The organism is Solibacillus sp. FSL W8-0474 (assembly GCF_038004065.1).
GTDB classification, from domain to species: domain Bacteria; phylum Bacillota; class Bacilli; order Bacillales_A; family Planococcaceae; genus Solibacillus; species Solibacillus faecavium.
The window spans coordinates 3,271,581-3,290,498 of the sequence record NZ_JBBOQJ010000001.1; the positions used below are offsets into that span (position 1 = coordinate 3,271,581).

10 protein-coding genes are annotated in these 18,918 nt (G+C 34.4%); 2 read left to right on the forward strand and 8 right to left on the reverse strand.

What is annotated here, in order from left to right:
* Positions 1-200: 200 nt before the first annotated feature.
* From NYE67_RS16645 to NYE67_RS16680, 8 genes are all read right to left on the reverse strand, one after another.
* Complete coding sequence (locus NYE67_RS16645) at positions 201-413, reverse strand: YdbC family protein (RefSeq protein ID WP_340730608.1); 213 nt, start codon at positions 411-413, stop codon at positions 201-203.
* A gap of 11 nt (positions 414-424) precedes the next feature.
* The gene (locus NYE67_RS16650; protein WP_340730609.1) at positions 425-3,409 is read right to left on the reverse strand and encodes a restriction endonuclease; all 2,985 of its coding nucleotides are present in this window, start codon (positions 3,407-3,409) and stop codon (positions 425-427) included.
* A 12-nt stretch (positions 3,410-3,421) separates the two neighbouring features.
* A complete protein-coding gene (locus tag NYE67_RS16655; protein ID WP_340730610.1) occupies positions 3,422-5,323 on the reverse strand; it encodes a site-specific DNA-methyltransferase in 1,902 nt (633 codons plus the stop codon).
* 289 nt (positions 5,324-5,612) lie between these two features.
* A complete protein-coding gene (locus NYE67_RS16660; protein ID WP_340730611.1) occupies positions 5,613-6,335 on the reverse strand; it encodes a DUF4391 domain-containing protein in 723 nt (240 codons plus the stop codon).
* On the reverse strand, positions 6,332-9,586 hold the full coding sequence (locus NYE67_RS16665) for a helicase-related protein (RefSeq protein WP_340730612.1): 3,255 nt from the start codon (positions 9,584-9,586) through the stop codon (positions 6,332-6,334). Before NYE67_RS16665 ends, NYE67_RS16660 begins: the two co-directional genes overlap by 4 nt.
* Positions 9,587-9,604: 18 nt before the next feature.
* On the reverse strand, positions 9,605-11,338 hold the full coding sequence (locus NYE67_RS16670) for a DUF1998 domain-containing protein (RefSeq protein WP_340730613.1): 1,734 nt from the start codon (positions 11,336-11,338) through the stop codon (positions 9,605-9,607).
* The gene (gene drmA / locus NYE67_RS16675) at positions 11,335-14,445 is read right to left on the reverse strand and encodes a DISARM system helicase DrmA (RefSeq protein ID WP_340730614.1); all 3,111 of its coding nucleotides are present in this window, start codon (positions 14,443-14,445) and stop codon (positions 11,335-11,337) included. Before drmA ends, NYE67_RS16670 begins: the two co-directional genes overlap by 4 nt.
* 366 nt (positions 14,446-14,811) lie before the next feature.
* On the reverse strand, positions 14,812-16,719 hold the full coding sequence (locus NYE67_RS16680; protein WP_340730615.1) for a hypothetical protein: 1,908 nt from the start codon (positions 16,717-16,719) through the stop codon (positions 14,812-14,814).
* Between the two features lie 241 nt (positions 16,720-16,960).
* On the opposite strand from NYE67_RS16680, the gene NYE67_RS16685 reads away from it, so the two are divergent.
* Both NYE67_RS16685 and NYE67_RS16690 read left to right on the forward strand, forming a co-directional pair.
* Positions 16,961-17,152: a helix-turn-helix domain-containing protein gene (locus NYE67_RS16685; RefSeq protein ID WP_340730616.1), complete on the forward strand. Its 192-nt coding sequence runs from the start codon at positions 16,961-16,963 to the stop codon at positions 17,150-17,152.
* Between the two features lie 75 nt (positions 17,153-17,227).
* A complete protein-coding gene (locus tag NYE67_RS16690; RefSeq protein WP_340730617.1) occupies positions 17,228-18,406 on the forward strand; it encodes a tyrosine-type recombinase/integrase in 1,179 nt (392 codons plus the stop codon).
* Positions 18,407-18,918: the final 512 nt, after the last annotated feature.

Sequence of the window (18,918 nt, forward strand, 5' to 3'; positions counted from 1 at the left end):
AGCTATCATAAAAAGTGCATCACTCTTAACCACTCTGACTTTTCAAAATCCCTATTTTACTTAAACATTCCCTTTATCAAAATTGTTTCTAGCAATTGTTCAGCCTTTTCTAATGTTGGTTTTTTCTACATAGTCGTTTAAATTATTATAAAAAATCAACTCCAAGAAATGTTTGTTTTCTACATCCCTTGGAGTTCCATTTACTTATTGAATAGTTGCTTTAATTCTTTTACTTCTTCCTCCGACAACGTAACACCCTTCCCCATCTTCTCACGGTTAGGCGCCCATTCACGAATATCATACTTCGGAGCGTTGCCATTCCAACTAATACGGTTCAGCTCTTTCTTCCAACCCTTTGCAGATTCAGATAATACACCGATATGTTCTACTACTTCATACTTGATGTCTGCCATATAATCACCTCTTAGTATACTTCTTGTAATTGAGTGGCCTTTGTAAAGGTAATACCCGTTTTAAGTGCAGCAAAATGCTTCGCACCACAACGAATTTTAGCTAGTTCAGTTGGACGTAAATCTTCTGCAGCAATGCTTCCTTTTGTTTCTACGATGAAGTACAAATGATCTTTACCATCCTTTTCAAGCGCTAATGCCCAATCTGGATTGTACATTCCGAGCGGTGTCTTAATTTTAAACTCAGCAGGTAGCTTAATATAAAACTTCACATTTGAATCTTGCTCACAAGCCACCGCGAATTCCCTTTCTACTGTTGAATCAACAATAATATGGTCATATGGCGAGCGGTTATTACTTACTGGTACAATGTTATCGCTATAAGTTTCAATTTCTTCTTTAATAAATAACGATTGATCATACACTTCATCGCCTACTGATTTTTCATATTTAATGCCATCCACCATTGCCATACGCTTTGCTGCATTGATAATACGAGCTGCTTCCATCATATACGTTTGCGGATTACGTTTGAAATCAGATAAAGTACCACTATCCTTCAGTATTTGTATTAGTGTTTTACGCTTTAATTTCGTTTCATTTTGTAAGAACGTTAAAATATCTGGTGCTTTTACATATTTTCGTTCAGTCGTTGCAAATACTGTGGATTCTTCCATAACCGTTGATATGCCGGCCTCAGTAGTTTCAATTTTGTGGCGTTCAAATTCTAGCTTATTTATACGAACGATTAGCTCATCATTTAATTTTTCCGCAGCTTGTTTAATGAACTTGTCCGAATCTAAATGAATCGTATAATTCGTTTTATATTTAATGCGTTCCCATAGCTCTAAAAATGGGCCAGAAAGTGCTTCTTTATTTAGCTTCACACTTTCCTTTTTGTCATTATCTTTAATCTCGATTTTCTCGACATTAAATTTTAATTCAATTGCTTCGATGATTTTTTCTTTCATGTCATGCGCAAGCTCTTTAAACGCTTCAGGAATATCAAATGTCTCTTCTTTGATTGCTTTTGCGAGTGCTACTGTCCCTTTGTTTTTATCATCAATGTACTTTTGCTCTTTTAAATAAGCAACAAGCTGCTCTGACTTTTCGTGTCCAAGTGGCGTTTTGATGCCAGTATGTTCATCTACTTCGATGACTAATGAACTGAAAATATCTTGTTTAAAGAGACCAAACTCCATACCTTCATCTTCGTATTCCGTTTGCAAACCTTTCGCAAATTCATCATAGCTTTCGTTCGCCATCACCGTTAATGTATTGACCTCAAAGCCTGGTACACGTTCGCCGTCTTGATTAACTGCAATACGAAGACCGCGCCCTATTTTTTGACGCTTTGTAATTGTATCCGCAGACTCAATTAACGTACAGATTTGAAAGACGTTTGGGTTGTCCCACCCTTCTTTTAAAGCCGAGTGTGAGAAAATAAAGCGGTACTTATGCGCGGCTTTTGTTTTACCCTTCGTCTCATCATACATAGTCAATAAATCTTCTTTATTTTTCATGATGATATTGTACGTTGTCTCATCCTCTTTTGACGAACCTGTTGTATTTTTCACTTTCTTTTTGCCATCAATCGAGAAGTAGCCATTGTGGATTTCTTCTACTGGTACCTCATAATCACGAAGCGTTTTATACTTAGAAGACTTCAAGGCATCCTTGTATTCCTCTTCAAAAATTTGACCGTAAATACCAAGTAGCTCGTTACCTTCATCATCGTACTGGCGGTAATTTGCTACATTGTCTATGAAGAACAAGCTTAATACTTTAATACCTTGATTGTTGAGCTTTAATTCTTTATTTAAATGTTCTTCAATCGTTTTACGAATCTGACCACGCTTAATTTCTAGATCTTCATTTTGCGACTGACTTAAACGAATCATCGAAGGTTCACCTGAAAACTCGATATATTCATTGCCTGGTTCCGCTGAAATATCCTTCACAAAGCCAACTGATTCATATGCAGCAATTCGCTTGGACTTTATATATAAATCATCACCTTGCTTGAGCTTAATTTCTTTCTTCTCAATATCTGTTTTATTTTTTACAAGCATTTCAACAGTTGCCGTAATCGTTTTAGCTGTTGCTTTAATGCTCACTAACTTTAAATACGCCTCGTTACCATCAATCGAACGTTTAATACCCGCTACCTCAATTTGTTTTACAAGCTTTTGTTGATAAGCTTCTACGGGACCAAGCTTATAAATTAAGGGGTAACTTTTGTTTTTATGAGTTGCAGAAAAACGGAAAGCAACAGATGGATTTAATGCTGCAATGGCTGCCTGCGCATTTTCCGTGTTATCCACACTTTGTGGCTCGTCAATAATAACGATTGGATTTGTTTCAGCAATTAATTCAATTGGTGCAATTCCGTACAGTGCATCCATATCATTACGATAAATAATATTCATATTGTCATTATTTTTCGTACTTTTTGAAAAGGCTTGAATGTTAATAACCATAATTTCCACATCATCACTTGTTGCGAATGCCTGTACATCATTTAACTGTGAACTATCATACATAAATGAACGGTACACTTGACCTTGCATTTGTGTTTTAAAATATTGGCGTGTCATTTCAAGCGTTTTCATTACCCCTTCTTTAATCGCAACAGAAGGGACAACAATGATAAATTTCGTGAATCCGTATTTACGATTCATTTCTAAAATTGATTTCAAATAAACGAACGTTTTACCAGTACCTGTTTCCATTTCAATATTAAATTGAGGGAATGCTCCAGGAATATCCTTTGCAATCGGGATACCTTGATTAATTTGGAGCTGCTGTATATTTTGAAGAAGCTTACTAACGGAAATATCGATTTTATTGCCGACCCCTTTTTCGCCAAAAAGCTTTCCCTGTGCATCTTGATCCATAATGGTAAACTCCGATTTACGAATTTGCTGCCCTTCAAATACACCTAAAACAGCATTGATTGCATCCGTTTGATACGTTAAATCATCAAATTGTATTTTCATGTTGTATCACCTCTAAAGTGTCAACAAGTTATCTTCTGGATAACCTGCATCTTTTAAGATTTCTATACAATTCAATTTATCTGAATCATTCTCAAAGCCCGCGTCACTGAAAATGACACTACTTGTCTCTGTACCATGATCATTACGACGAGCAATAATCGACTTTGCAATATTTGGGTTAATTTTTTGCGACAAGCAAACAAATAAGCTACCAAACGCAATATCATAAACCGTTTGACCATTCACTTCGAAGGTGTCTATTGGATAAGTCAGCTCAAGGCCTTGTTTTAACATAATTTCATATACAATATCTAACTCCTTACGCCCATCAATAAACGGTGTTTCGTATAAATCAAACTCGCCCTCTAAATTTGCAAAATCTACATTCCATTCGCGAATATTAGACGTGTCTAGCTTTAATACTTTAAAGCCACTATCTAATGACTCTGGATCTACTACATCTCCATCCAATAAACCTGCCTGTTGTTGCTTCTCTTTTAAATCAGCTTTAATTTTCTCTCCAGCGCGGCGAATACGCTCTTCACCAATGTCGCAAATTGTACGATAGCCATCCTTATATGCTTCAGATTTTTCATCTAAAAGTTCCGGTAACTGAACCATGATGAACTTACGATTCCCACCATCCTCTGCATTCATTTCCATAACAGCATGAGCAGTAGTTGCTGAACCCGAGAAAAAATCTAATACAACATCATTCTTATTTATATATAATTGAATTATTTGCTTTATTAGACTCACTGGTTTTGGATAAGTGAAGTACGCCTTATTATTAAATAAATTTTTTAAAGCCTGACTTGCACTTTGCGAATGTCCTACATCTGTATACTTCCAAATTGTCATGGGAGTTACTGTAGATTTTACTTCTGATAAGAACCTTTTTATTCGAGGGACATTATTTCCATCTTCACCAAACCAAATGCGGTTATCTGTGATAAATTCTAAATATCGTTCTTTAGTTAATAACCAACAACGTCCATCCGGTGGATATATACTTCTACCAGATGGTGTAATTATTTCGTAACGCTTTTCTTCAATTGCTGGACCAACTGAAAAATTATCACTCTGCCAAGGTCCCCTAGGATCATTGTCTGGATTTTTATACCTCGCTAATAATTCCTCAGTTTGAGGTAACCCATTGCATACTAAATGCTCTTTATTTTTTGCGTAACATAGAATAAAATCATGCGCTTCAGAAAAGTGTTTTTTTAGGTTTATAGGAGCAAATGCTCTCTCCCAAATTACTTGTGCAATAAAGTTATTTTCCCCGAAAATTTCATTACAAATTAACTTTAACTTTTCTTGCTCACTATCATCAATACTAATAAAAATAACTCCATCATCAGATAATAATGGTTTAGCTAACTTTAACCTAGCATAAATCATATTCAACCAATCCGTATGGAAGCGCCCATTACTTTCCGTATTCGTCGAAAGCATATTACCTTCACTATCAACTTGCCTTGTTTGTTCTAAATAATTTTGTATACCGTTTTTAAAATTATCCTTATAAACGAAATCTTTCCCTGTATTATAAGGTGGATCAATGTAAATCAATTTAACTTTACCGTTATATGATTTTTGCAATAACTTCAATACTTCTAAATTATCCCCTTCAATATAAAGATTTTCTGTCGTAGCAAAGTTCTTACTTTTTTCCGGCACTGGTCGTAATGTACCTTTTGATGGCTTTTGCGCACCTGTAATCATCTTTTTCTTGCCATGCCATGTGAACTGATAACGTTCATTTTCAGTATCTACCACTTCACCTAATACCGTTTTCAGCATATCAAAATCGACTTTCCCACCATCTGTTAAGATTTCTGGAAATAACTCTTTAATTTTCTCTATATTTTCATTCGTTAAATCCATAGATTCACCCGTCATTTTCTGCATTGCTATTACCTCCATAATTTCATTTTAAGTTCCCTAAAGAATATCCCTAATTCCTCATGTAATGACCTTTCAATAATGATATCGTTAACCTATTTTCATCAAATTGAATTAGGTCAGTATTTATTAATTCACCAGCTCTGTTCATTACACAAAACTCACCTAAATATACATCATGCTTTTCTTTAATATCAAATTCATAACCTTTAAGCACCAACATTTCGTATTATAATGAAACCATGGATATAAGTTAAAAAGTCTATTATTTGCGCAGCAGACATTGGACTATTCTTTATTCAATTATTTCTTCTAGTAACTTGGCCTTTTGTTCTTTTATCTTATTCACCGCCTGTTGCAACTCTACACGCTTATTCAGCTGTGATTCCTTTTTCGCTTGTTTTACATATTCATTTATTTGTTCATCCATTGCAACAAGCTTTTCTAACAAATTATCTTTTAATGACACGGTTGTGTAAACATTATAGCGTGATTGCATCTCCAACTGAAGTAAACGTTCAACCCATGACTCATACAACGTTTTTAAATTTGTTTTATCAAAAATATCAAAACGCAAGCCCTTTTCAACCGCTACTAGTGAAACCCCTTCTTGGATTTCATATAATGATTTACTCGCTAAAAAACCATCCTTCTTCTTTTCATGTGTTGAAAAGACCCACCTTGTTTTCAATTCGTCCCAAAATAATATGACAAGCGGATTCGGCATGATGCTCATAAATACTTTATAAATTGAAACTGATTTTTTTAAATCTTTGACGTTTATCGCTAAAAAAACGATTGAATCATAACGCTCTGTTTCACTTTCAAATACAGGAATATTTGTATTGCTCGACTGAATTGTCGCTAAAATACGAATTCCCCTTGATACAACATGCTCAGAAATGATTTTTTTCTGCGCGGATGCGAGCTTATTTTCCATCTGATTAAACGGTAACGTTTTCATGATTTGTGTTGCTTTCGGAAAGTGAGTCGTCCTTAATAATTGCCCTTCATTCATACCGTTTCATCCTTTACAACTATAAATGAAATGAGTTCAATTTCATCGTCACCTAAGTCCAGCTGCGCTTTTATTGTATTCGCCCCAAAACTAAACAAGCTCTCAAAGCCAACCTCTTCTTGCTTATCTTTAATAATATCAATTGCTTGCTTTAGTAAACCCTGATACTCTTTCATATTCGTTGCATTAGTTGTTTCCTCATTAAATACTTGAACTACGGCTGTATCTGGTTGCTGCTTGCCAAGCGTCAATTTACGATAGGCGTCTAAAACTTTCTTTGCATGGGTGTAATGAATATATGCTTCGCCCGCATTTGTTACATACAATAAAATATATGGAGCTAGACTATTACTTTCAATGGCTACCTCTTTATACTGTTTAAAGCAGAAAATAACACCTGGTTTAGCTTCTGGCAAAGTGTTATTACTTACTACCGCATATAAACCTTTTGGAGCAACTGCAAGTTCTTTTTTATACGACTTTAGCGCGGTACTTAAATCACTTTTGAAATCGGTGTATGTTAAATCGGTGATGGAAATAGCTCCTGAAACATCTTCTAAATTTAACACATCATTTTGTAGCGCTTTTAACTGATTGCGACGATATTCTAAGTCATTCATTTCTTTTGATGATGTATCCAAAATATCTTCTTCCCCAGAAGCAGAAGTATTTAATATTTTCATACGTCCTTTTACACGCTCTTCTAAATTGATGTATTCATCTAATTCCATGTTCGGCCAAAAGTTGACGAGTTGGATTTGTGTATTCGTTGAACCAATTCGATCAATTCGTCCAAAGCGTTGGATGACGCGTACGGGATTCCAATGTATATCATAGTTAATCAAATAATCGCAGTCCTGCAAGTTTTGACCTTCTGATATACAGTCAGTCGCAAAAAGTATATCAATTTCTTCTGTACGTTTACTGTCCACCTTATGACGTTCTTTTGATTTCGGTGAAAAGTTGATTAATATGTCATTAATATCTTTTACACGCACACCTTTTAACGTACATTTATTAGCTCCACTACCGACAACTAATGCAGAATGAAGCTGTTTTTTTAATAGTCGTTCTACCAAATTATCGTGCAAATATTTAACCGTATCAGCAAAGGCTGAAAAAATAATAACCTTTTTATTGCCCTCATTAATTGGCTGTTCTATTTTTTGTTGAATTAGATTGACTAAATGTTCTAATTTGGCATCTCTGTCTGTAGAAATTTGCGTAGCTTGCTGTAAAAGCTCTTGCAATGTTGCTAGATCGGCCCTCAAATCGCCTGCCCATTTTAGCGCATCAATATCATTTAACTGGATTTGTACTTTGTCACTGCCGACTGTTATCGCTTCAAGTTCATCGTCGTCAAGCTCCGCTGTGTCCTCATACTGTTCCGAATAGATTTGCTGATTTTGAAGCTGTAATGTTTGGAGTGTACCTTCAATACGTCCCACTAATTTTTCGAGCGTCAATCTAAATGAATGGATAGAACTTTCTAAACGCTTAAACAAGTTCACCTTCATTAATGCTGCTACCGCAAACTCACGGTCCGTTTGTTTAAAAGTCGATTGGCCATCCTTTACTTTCGTATCATACAACTCTTCATAATGCTTTCGTTTATGGGGTAAAACATATTTCATCGGCTGATAAATACTGAAGCTTAGCGACTCTAAACGCTCATTAACCTCAGCCATATTGATGAATTTTTGCTCTGTGTCCACATCAGCCTTAATAGAAATTGGCTTTAAACGGGTAGGGAAACTGCCGATATCTTGTACATTATAGTATTTTTCAATATGCTTACGGCTACGTGCAATCGTTAATAAATCTAACAATTGAAAGTAATCTTGCTCTACCATATTTAAAAATTCTTCTGTCGTTCGCTTTGTTGCTGGTAATGCTGTCCAACGGTTAAACGAAGCTTGTGCAGAACGCAATGTTTGCTCGATACTTTCAATACCTTCTGCCTTTAGTGCTGTATCCTGATCCTCCGTAATGAAAGCAATTTGATTTTTAATATCATTCATTTTATTATTTACAGGTGTAGCAGATAGTAACAGCACCTTTGTTTTTACACCTTTTTTAATAATGTCCTGCATTAGCTTTTGATAACGCGTCAACCGCCCTTTCCGAGCATTATTATTACGGAAGTTATGGGATTCATCAATCACAACTAAATCATAATTTGACCAGTTAATCGTATCTAGACGTATTTCTCCTGATGTTCCACTTTCACGACTTAAATCCGTATGATTCAAAATGTCATAGTTAAAGCGATCATCACTTAGCACGTTTCGTTTATCGTTTTGTGTGTAAACTGCCCAATTATCTCGCAGCTTCTTTGGACATAAAACAAGTACGCGATCATTTCGAAGTTCATAGTATTTGATAACCGCTAACGCAGAAAAAGTTTTCCCTAGACCGACACTATCCGCTAAAATACAGCCATTATATTTTTCCATTTTATCAATCATGCCGATTACACCATCACGCTGGAATGGGTAAAGCTTGTTCCAAATAACCGAATCTTTAAAATTCGTCCCTTCCTTAATAATATTGTCCTCTGACATGCCTTCTAAATTTTCAGAGAAAATATTATAAAGTGTGACGAAGTAAAGCCATTCTGGTGAATTTTCCTTTTGAAAGACATCTAATTGCTGTAACACTTCTTTTGTAATTTCTTTCGATTTTGTTTCATCCTGCCAAAGTCGATCAAATTCTGCGAGCATGTTTTGGGTCACACCTATCGTTTCTTTCATGACCGTATAGCTTGCTTGACGGTTCGAAGGCGTAACACCTAATCCGTCTGCTGTAAATTCAATTTCTGATTGAATAAAAATATCTTCATCGGATTTACCTTGAATCATAATTTGCTTAGGATAAGAAACTTCTCCTAAAATTGTTTTAAACTGCGCGTGTTGACGGATCCATTCCGATAATTCCCTCGCAATTTGTCTTGATTGCATTTGATTACGTAGCGGAATTTCAAACTGATTTCCTTCTAATTGGAGTTGCTGACCTTTTCTTTCAACCAACTTGAACTGATGATTATCATCTATTTCCTGCTCGTAAAGTGTTGGCTCTGTATAGAGAAAGCGAAAAGAATCCCCTTTAGCTAATGTTTTTTTTAGTTCTTGAAAGACATTCATACTAAATTTGGCAGAAGCAACTGCAATTTTTGAGCCTTTTTTTATTTCATCTTTCATCACATTAACGAGGGTGTTATCCCCTTTATTATCCACTAGTTCTACTTCCATCCTCTAACACCCCTTACGTTACATTTCTAATAATTGATCAAAATAACCATCGTTTTCATTCGGATTAATGTTGACTAATGTACGACGGTCTAAAAGTAAATTGCCCCATTCACACGATGTTTCAGATACAAATGTACATGCGTGACAAGCTGCGCCGTTTGCGGTTGTATGGTATTCAAAATCACCATCTGAGCAAATTGGATCCGATGAACAATAGCTCATATTTTCTAAAGCGCGGATAATAATCGGCAACAACTTTTCACTTTGTGCCAAGTTTATAAGCCCACCTAAGCTTCCTTCTGAATCTCCTGAAGCAGTATAAATAAATACGCCATACATATCATCACTAGCATAAATACGTTCTTTCAGTGAAGTTGTTGTATAGCCACAGTGAGCAGCAAACTCTTGTAATAGTGCATGGCTGAACGTATGTAATAATATTTGGCGCGGTAAAATATCTAATGGCTTCTTTTCAAATTCTTTACGTTGGGCATTATATGCTTTTACTATTACGTTCGTTACTTGTTCATTTTCTTCCCATTTCAAGAGTTTTTCTAAATTAAACTGAAAGAAAATCCCCTCTCCGTAATTTCGTACAGCAGGTAGCCATTTTGCTTCCTTTGGCATAACTACAGGTTGTGGGGAATTTACTTCTTCATCTGTGAATCGGTCAAAGTACCCTAAACGGGTAAATTCCTTTAAAACTTGGACTTCTGGTACAGAATCTATACGAAATACTCCATCAAAATATGGTACTAATATTGGTGCAATATCAACTTTTTTTGATGCAAAACGTTCTTCGTTTATTTCATCTTGCGTTAATGTATTCCACTCTTGCTTCTTAATCGATTCATAAGTCGAACTTTCTTCAAGTGTTATTTCACCTTCTAAATAACGTTTAATAGTAGGTACAAACGAAGTGGGGATACTTTTAAAACTACATGCCATCTCAAGACCCTCGTCCCCCATTCCTATATACGCTTTATTAAATTTCTCTTTATCTTTTTCTACAAGATAGAGTACATCAAATTCTGAACTAGAAGCGGTCAATGGAACTTGTAAAAAGCTCGAAATAGATGGGGAATAGACATTTGAAGCCCCGCGCAAAGTTGTTTTCATTTTACAGTTACATTTCTCTTTAGCTTTATCACTAATCCATGGTCTTTCCCCCTTGCAATCAAATAAACTATGAAGATCTCTTTCTTCTGTCTTCATAATTCCACCTAGACTCTCACTATGCTTACAGTGTATACATATAACATGTAAGTCTGACAAAGAACCACTTGACCCACGTGTTTTTAACATTAATCGTGGATCTTTAGATTGCTCTGTACAAACTTTATTTCGATGAACCCATTCATTATATGGGAAATCGGATATATGGCCGTTTTCACACGCTAAAATAAAACGACTTGCATAAAGATCTTGTAAATCATGTTCATTTTTACGCGCACAATAGTAACACGTATCATTATCATAATTCGTCATATTATGGCACTTCGGACAGATTTTCCATTTTGGAAATTCTACTGCTTTTATTCTTTGCTTATCCGGATTTTCATTTAAAATTCGGACATGATCTACCCCTAGTAATGATGTAATACGCACATCTTTTTCTTGTGGCGCTCTTCTCGTATGCCATTGATCGGCCGATTTAACGATTACACTCTGTTTTAAAAGTTCGACGATTGCTCCAGGACCTGATTGATAGATTAATTGAGAAGGTCTGATTGTTTCATTTTGCTGACTCATGATTTCAACACCTCGATTTCGATAGCTGCTTCCACATTTCTCAGTGACATCATAGCTGGACGTGCCTCTTTTTCTTTTACTTCTTCATTAAAATTTTTTAATAAATAAGTTTTTACATATTGTGATTCCTTATATGCAAGTGTATTTTCTGCGTATTTAAACGCCAATTCACGCCACCAATCTAATAATTCCTTTACTTCCGTTTCGATTGAAGCATCATTAGCTTGTTGAACTCTTTCTAAAAATTCAACTGTAGCTGTATCTATTTTATTTTGTAGTTGTGTTATTTTTTTCGGACTTTGTTCTGCATTGATTTCCATAATCGTTTGACGTATATATCCAATATATGTGCCAGTTAATCCTTTATATAAAGCCCCTTTTGCAAATGGCGTAACACTCATAGTTTCTACATGGCGATACAATGCTTGGTGATAGGCTCTAAAGCGTTCAAAATGCGATAAATCTCGAGATCGCATTGAATTTAATAAAACAAATACAACACCCGGATATTTACGTCCAACCCGACTTGTCGCTTGAATATATTCAGAAGTCGTTTTAGGTTGCCCTTGTACAATCATTGTCCCTAGACGATCTACATCGACTCCTACTGAAATCATATTTGTTGCTAGCACTGCATCAAGGACACCAGCTTCATTTAGTGTTTTCTCCATTTGTGTGAGTAATTGAGGAATTTCCTGTGCTTTTTTTCGACTTGTTAATTCTTCTACAACTAAATCATGTTCAAATTTATTTGTAGGATCCAACATATTTAATCGTGAATTTATTTCATCTTTAAATGTAGTAACCATACCCGCCAATTCTTTAACCGTATTAAAATACCCTAGCATTGTATGATACGGGTCTACTTTAAACTTCTTCTCACTTCTTGTAATGGTAGTATAGGCACTATAAGTTTGAATGGCCTGGATTTTATTACTAACACCTGGCGCACAAATTCCTACGTAATAACGGCCAGGTTTTTCAGTAGTCGGAATTTCTTTTGAAACAAAATTATCATTTGCTTTTTGCACTGCTAATGGGAATTGCTGCATTTTTCGACCATATAGCGCTCGAATTTGCTCATCCGCACCGCTAATTGTTGCAGTAGAAGCAATTACTTTAGCCGGTTTTCCTTTATGTCGTGTTAATAAATCAATGGCTACCTCATATAACCCTGTTAAAGAACCAAGAGGACCTGAAATTAAATGAAGCTCATCTTGGATAATTAATTCTGGTGGTTTCAAACGTTCAATTCGACTATAACCTCTAGGAGTAGATTCACTATATTCAAACCCTAATTCCCGATGATAAACATTTTTATTTCCAAACAGTTCATGCATGTTTTGTTTCCAAGGTAATTGAGCAATCTTATCTACTGTTCCAATTAATAATGTTGGCAACTTTTTATAGATTGCTTCATCTATCGTATAAACAGGAATACCGTGCTTAAATGTACAAGCATTATTTGAACAATATATTTTTTGTGATTTTTTATCAATTTCATATTGTTCATGACCTAACTCAGAACCACACCATGGACAATGCATCAACTGGATTGGATTACCTGATTTTACTTCTTTCCCTTCACGAAGTTGTTCAAGTTTTTCCATTGCATCTTCAAATCGATTAGGCGAAGAATCTTGTCCAATCCATAGACCGATACTAAATGGCTCTGCTCCAAATAAGTTCGCGTTTGGTTTACGCAGCATTTCTGCAGCACAAATTAGAGCTGCTGCTCGTTGGAATTGTTGTGTCGTTAATAAACGTAACGTATAACGCATAAAAACTGTAACCCCAGCATATTTATCCACTTGATTTGGGGCTAATAATCTTCGATACGCCATCACATAAGCTGCAACACCTAAATAGGCTTCTGTTTTCCCACCACCTGTTGGGAACCAAATTAAATCCACAATTTCTCTATCCTTGTGTTGCTCGTCCGATGCACCTGCAATATTCATCAGTAAAAAGATTAGTTGGAATAAACGCCATTCACCATCTAATCTAGGTTCTACTCGTTCACCTGTTGAACGGTATGTTTGTGCTACTCCGGATTGCGCCCGCTGCAATAGCATCGCGCGGTTTGCAAATTGAAACGCTAAATAACATAAGGAGTTATTACTTTCTGTTACTAATGAAATTCCTTCTTCTAAACGTTGAATAATATCTTTAACTTTTTGTACATTTTGCTGTGCTTCAGCCTTTAAATATGGTGGAAGTTCATTAACTATTTGAAGCTCTTGGTTTAACCACAATTTGTAGGCAGCAGGAATACTACTTAAATTTTCTTTCAAAATATTAACAGGATACTCACTTAATTCCTTCATTTTAAAAGACTGGTTTTCCACTTTATAATGATCAACATTTGGCAATTCATATCGAGGCATCCAAGTTGAATAAATTGTTGTGATATTTCCGACTGTTTCCCAATCGACACCAACACCATGACCAATTGCTAACTCTTCTTTTTCACGATATAGAAGCTCGTTCTGAACATTATATTGATCGGCCTTTGACGTAAATTTAGCCATATTTGTGGTTGGTATGTGTACTTTTAATGCACTTTGAAACATAACTTCATCTTGTTCTGGGTATTGATTTTCTCGCTTTAAACTATTCATCAGAAACACATTTACATGGAACAAGTCATTTCGGTGCGTAACAGTAAAACGCACTTTTCCGTACTTTGAATCATTTAAATTTTCTAGCGTATTCATTTTATTTTGCGTAAGGTCAATCTGCCATGTTTCTGACTGGGGTATACGTTTATGTTCTTTATCTTCATAAATAGCCCAAGTAGCTTCTATTTTGATAGTTGTTAGTTCATGAAGTTTAAAACTAAATCCCATTGTTGAGGGACGGAATAGTTTTTTTATTGTTAACTGCTCATTTATTTCTTCTTCACTTGCTTGTACATGCGTATCTATCGCATTATCACGTTCATTTACTACATCTGATGTTGATCCAAATGGAACTAATTTCCCTGTTAAATAAAGCTGCATTGGTCGGATTTCTGCCCCTAATATTTCATCTTTAGCGCGCGGGCCAATTAAATACGTTTCAAGCTCGTGAATTAGATCTTTACGTAAAATTGCATATTTCTCCATCTTAATAGCATACCCCTTCTTTTTAGGTCGTTTCTATTATTATAGCACCTCACGAATATATATAGGGAATATTTCCCATGTTAGAGATTGTATTATTACTCGTAACATACTATCAAAGTGCAATTTCTATTTGCTACCGGAAATGACTTTCTAAAGCCTTGTTAAGAATTTTATAAATAAAAGTAGCAAAGTAACAAAAGAAACATAGTAATATCTCAAAAAAAATTTATTTCTGAAGTACTAGTAGATATACTTATTTTAAACATTTACCTCTTCAAAATATATATGTTACTTTGCTACTGTATATATTCGATTACTTTTTAATGCAAATTAAAAAGGCAGCTTAGATAGCTGCCTTTAACAAAATTATATAATTTCGATAGTATAATTATTAGAAATACTAAAATGTTGAAAGAATTCCGGTATATCTGGATGTTGTAAATCAAAACGCCATACACGCAAATTTTTGTTACCTATTTTCTTTTGAGCATTCAAATTCGTTTTAATGAAGTATGGTAATGTTTTTACATCATTTGTAACTTGATTTTTTGATGTGTAAATTGTTCCTAATCTCGAATCTACTATAGCAGACCAGGCGTCACCGATTGCCAAATTTAATACCTTTGGTCGCTTATTTTTATCTATATCGACTTTATAATGTACTCCTTCAACTAAAGAATTCTTTTCTGCTAAATAAGCAATACTTGTTAAATAGTTCACAACGTTTTTATTTTCATCAGCTACAACATATGCCTTGATCATTTCTTTCGTACTAAAATTTATTAGTTCGTCCAATACTTGTTCTACATTTAAATTGATTTTAAAATGCTGCTCAATATTTTGCAGAAATACTTTTGCTCCTGCAAGTAAAACTGCATAATTATTCCTCACACGCGAAAGCACTTTTTCAGTAATGTATTGGTCAATTAAATCAACATATTCATGATATGCTTCAATATAGGTATCTCGCCATTTCCCAGATTCTTTCATCATATATTGCCCCATACCAAGTATCAATTCTTTGTTTGACCGAACATTTTTAAATGCCACTTTGTCATGTATAAAAGATGCGGAATCTACTAGGATTGAACGAGTGGATAAGGCACTATTATTTACCGCAATTTCTCCTGCAAAAATCAAGCTACATCTTATTGGATAATTATATACTTTCAAAATATCTTTATCACCACGAAATTGATTTTGTCGATTAAAGTAAGCTTTCAACGCAGCCTCATGCCGCTTATAAAAACTCGTATTTCCATCATCCTGAGCTTCATCGTAACCATATGGTAAGTGGGAATAAAACGAAACTTGCTTTCTTAAAACATCAATTTTTTCTGGAGGCGAAGTGAATTTTACTTCAACCCCTGCAAATTTTGATATCAAATTTAAATATTCAGTTTTACCTGAGTGGGTGATTCCATTTGGGCTATAAAACGGAAATTCATTTGTTATCTTTTCAATACAACTAATTTGCATCGTAGCTATCATATAACCAATTCCTAAAAACAATTGATTACCATAAAGTTTATAAAGGTCCCTCAATAAAATCTTCACTAAATCAGGTTCAAATTCTTCATCAACATAATGTACTTTAATTTCTAAATTATCACTTAAAAATTTATTTAACATATAGCTTTTTTTCTCTGTGATGAAAATTCCATCTTCATTGGGAAAAATCACTTCACCATTAAAAAAAGCAAAATCCGGAAATACCCACAATTCACCGTTCTGCAAGGTATTACCATCATCGAATCGCTGATACCCAATATAGTTTATTTCTACAACTTCATTACAATCAAACATCTCAATTAGATATTCATTTAAATAATCTAATCTGTATTGATTCCCTAACCAAGCAAAATCACCTTTACTTCTAACAAATTGTCGGAAGGCTTTATTACTTGTTAAAATTTCAGCATTCATTAGAGTGCGAATACTCTCTTTTTTATTTTTCAACTCCATACAATAATAAATTTCGTTATTATCAGAGCGGACTTTATACACTGGCTTCAAAGTGAAGTTACTAATTCTAACAGTATAAAATTTAACAAAATCCGTATAATTAATACAATTATTATCATATGAAATCGGACTGATAAATGGCTCATTTACACCCATTATACTTTCATCTTGCACTGAATTAATGTATTCATCTTGAGCGCTATCTGAAAGAGATCCTAATATTTCATTATATAATTTTAACGCTTCAGGCCCAGCTTCAACTACTTTTACTTCGTTATTAACTTCATTAATATTATTAAGTTGATTCATCCAATATAACCTCTTTCAAAAATATTTGAAATACTATACCAGACGATTTTTTTCTTTTTAACCCCACTTCTTATAATTTTTTATTAATCGGAATTCCCAGTAATTTAAATAACATTAAACAACATTACTTAATGCTAAATATAGTTCAATAGACTCCTTTATATTTTTTTACTATTCACCTCTTAGAATATGGTTACTTCGCAAGTATAGTATTTCAAAGCTCGAAAGGAGGAAATTTCAAATGCAATATTCTAAGCATACGGAAACAGATACAGAATGGATGGATTTAAAAACAGCTGCCGGATATTTAAACATCTCGTACAAGACATTAATGTCTTTTCGTGCAATGGGTCTAGAAATTACTGAGATTGGACGAATTCGACGTGTTTCAAAATCCGCTCTAGACGAATTCATGAAGCAACATAGCTTTTAAATCAATGAGAGGATTTCTTATTTTAAAGCTAATCCTCTCCATCACCATAAATAAAATTATAGGAGGGCATTTCATATGCAAAACACATCAAAGAAGTATCCACAAATTAAACATTATCAATTAAAAAATGGGACAACATTATTCCGCTTCACGATTTACATTGGAGTAAACCCGCTAACAGGAAAAGAAGAAACTGTGACTCGCAGTAAATTTAAGACGGTAAAACAAGCTGAACTAGCTATTGAAAAGTTAAAGTTTGAATTTAGCAATGGTTTAAATCCAACAAGTATGCTAAAAACATATAACCAGGTTTATGAGCAATGGATCGAATCATATCAGGTGTCTGGCGTAGTTATGAGTACTTTTTCAAAAACAGTAGGTTATTTTGAAAATCATATCTTACCGTTCTTTGGGGAAAGGAAATTAGCAAAAATTAATGTTGCAATGTGTGAGCAATTCGCAATTGGTCTTTCGAAAAAATTAAAGTATTTCCATCATATTGTTAACTATGCTTCTGACGTCATGGAAACTGCAATCACTCATGGACATATCCATGCTAATCCTTTTGCCCGAGCTAAAATTCCAAAAGAGGCACCATACATCAAACATGACAATTTTTTAGGTGTAAAAGATATCAAAAAAATCATCCGATTTTTGCCTAATCTAAATTTTAAAGCTCACTGTTTATTACGACTATTAATTTTTTCAGGAATGCGGAAAGGTGAAGTATTGGTATTGAATTGGTCTAATATTAATTTTCTAGAAAACCGAGTGTCCATTAACGCTTCTTATTCTTATTCGAAACACAACAACGGTAATAATGTAGGACTAACTAAAAATAAGCAACCACGTACTATTCCGCTAGATCCAACTACAATACAAATCTTATTGAAATGGAAAGAGTTACAAGCAAGCGAATTAAAACAATTAGGTTTAATTCGTAAAGTAGATTCTGAACAGCTTATTTTTAATAATACAGTTAACAATTATTTAAAAATCACTTATCCAAATGATTATTTAAAAACTGCTATTGAAGAAACCCGCACTAAATCTATTACTGTACACGGATTACGTCATACTCACATTACTAATCTGATTGAAGCTGGTGCAGACTTATTTGGTGTAAAAGATCGTGTCGGACATTTTCATAAGAACTCTATAACTGAAGAAGTTTACGTCCATGCCACAGACATTATTAAACAAGAAGTTTTGCAACGTCTATTAAACTATTATAAAGATTTTGATATCAAATAAACTGGAGGAAATTATGTAGGAATCACTTAATGTCATTAAAAGAAGCTTCAAAAAATGGAACGTCACAGAACTTACAGTACGAAAATGGTGTATGAACAATACAATTAACGCTGTAAAAATTGAAGGAACTTGGATTGTTGTTAGTAATCAATATACACCGTTCAAAACTTCGATGAATTCAAAGTCTTTGGCTTAACAAAAGCTGTAAAAAACTTTAACAATCATTATGATGTTGCTAGCATTTACTTTGATCATGACAATCATTTCGTATGGACAGCTTTTTTTTCAAACGAAGTTGAAATGCACTTTTACAATCATATCTCTGCCTTTGAAGTCTACAACAAAGTTCTCCATGAAGATTTTTGTCGACAAGTTAAAGAATAACAAATTTTAATGTTATGTTATGACAAATATCTCGCCAAAGAATTTACTTCCCTCGAGGATTTGCCAGCCTTTACGCCACCATACTTGGTTGAATAATAATTATTAGACGTAATAGAGCCCAACAGCTC

Bases quoted from the DNA above. Each gene is read 5' to 3' on its own strand.
- NYE67_RS16655 (WP_340730610.1), bottom strand. From the start codon at position 5,323: ATGCAGAAAATGACGGGTGAATCTATGGATTTAACGAATGAAAATATA.
- NYE67_RS16685 (WP_340730616.1), top strand. From the start codon at position 16,961: ATGCAATATTCTAAGCATACGGAAACAGATACAGAATGGATGGATTTA.
- NYE67_RS16645 (WP_340730608.1), bottom strand. From the start codon at position 413: ATGGCAGACATCAAGTATGAAGTAGTAGAACATATCGGTGTATTATCT.
- NYE67_RS16650 (WP_340730609.1), bottom strand. From the start codon at position 3,409: ATGAAAATACAATTTGATGATTTAACGTATCAAACGGATGCAATCAAT.
- drmA (WP_340730614.1), bottom strand. From the start codon at position 14,445: ATGGAGAAATATGCAATTTTACGTAAAGATCTAATTCACGAGCTTGAA.
- NYE67_RS16680 (WP_340730615.1), bottom strand. From the start codon at position 16,719: ATGAATCAACTTAATAATATTAATGAAGTTAATAACGAAGTAAAAGTA.
- NYE67_RS16660 (WP_340730611.1), bottom strand. From the start codon at position 6,335: ATGAATGAAGGGCAATTATTAAGGACGACTCACTTTCCGAAAGCAACA.
- NYE67_RS16670 (WP_340730613.1), bottom strand. From the start codon at position 11,338: ATGAGTCAGCAAAATGAAACAATCAGACCTTCTCAATTAATCTATCAA.
- NYE67_RS16665 (WP_340730612.1), bottom strand. From the start codon at position 9,586: ATGGAAGTAGAACTAGTGGATAATAAAGGGGATAACACCCTCGTTAAT.
- NYE67_RS16690 (WP_340730617.1), top strand. From the start codon at position 17,228: ATGCAAAACACATCAAAGAAGTATCCACAAATTAAACATTATCAATTA.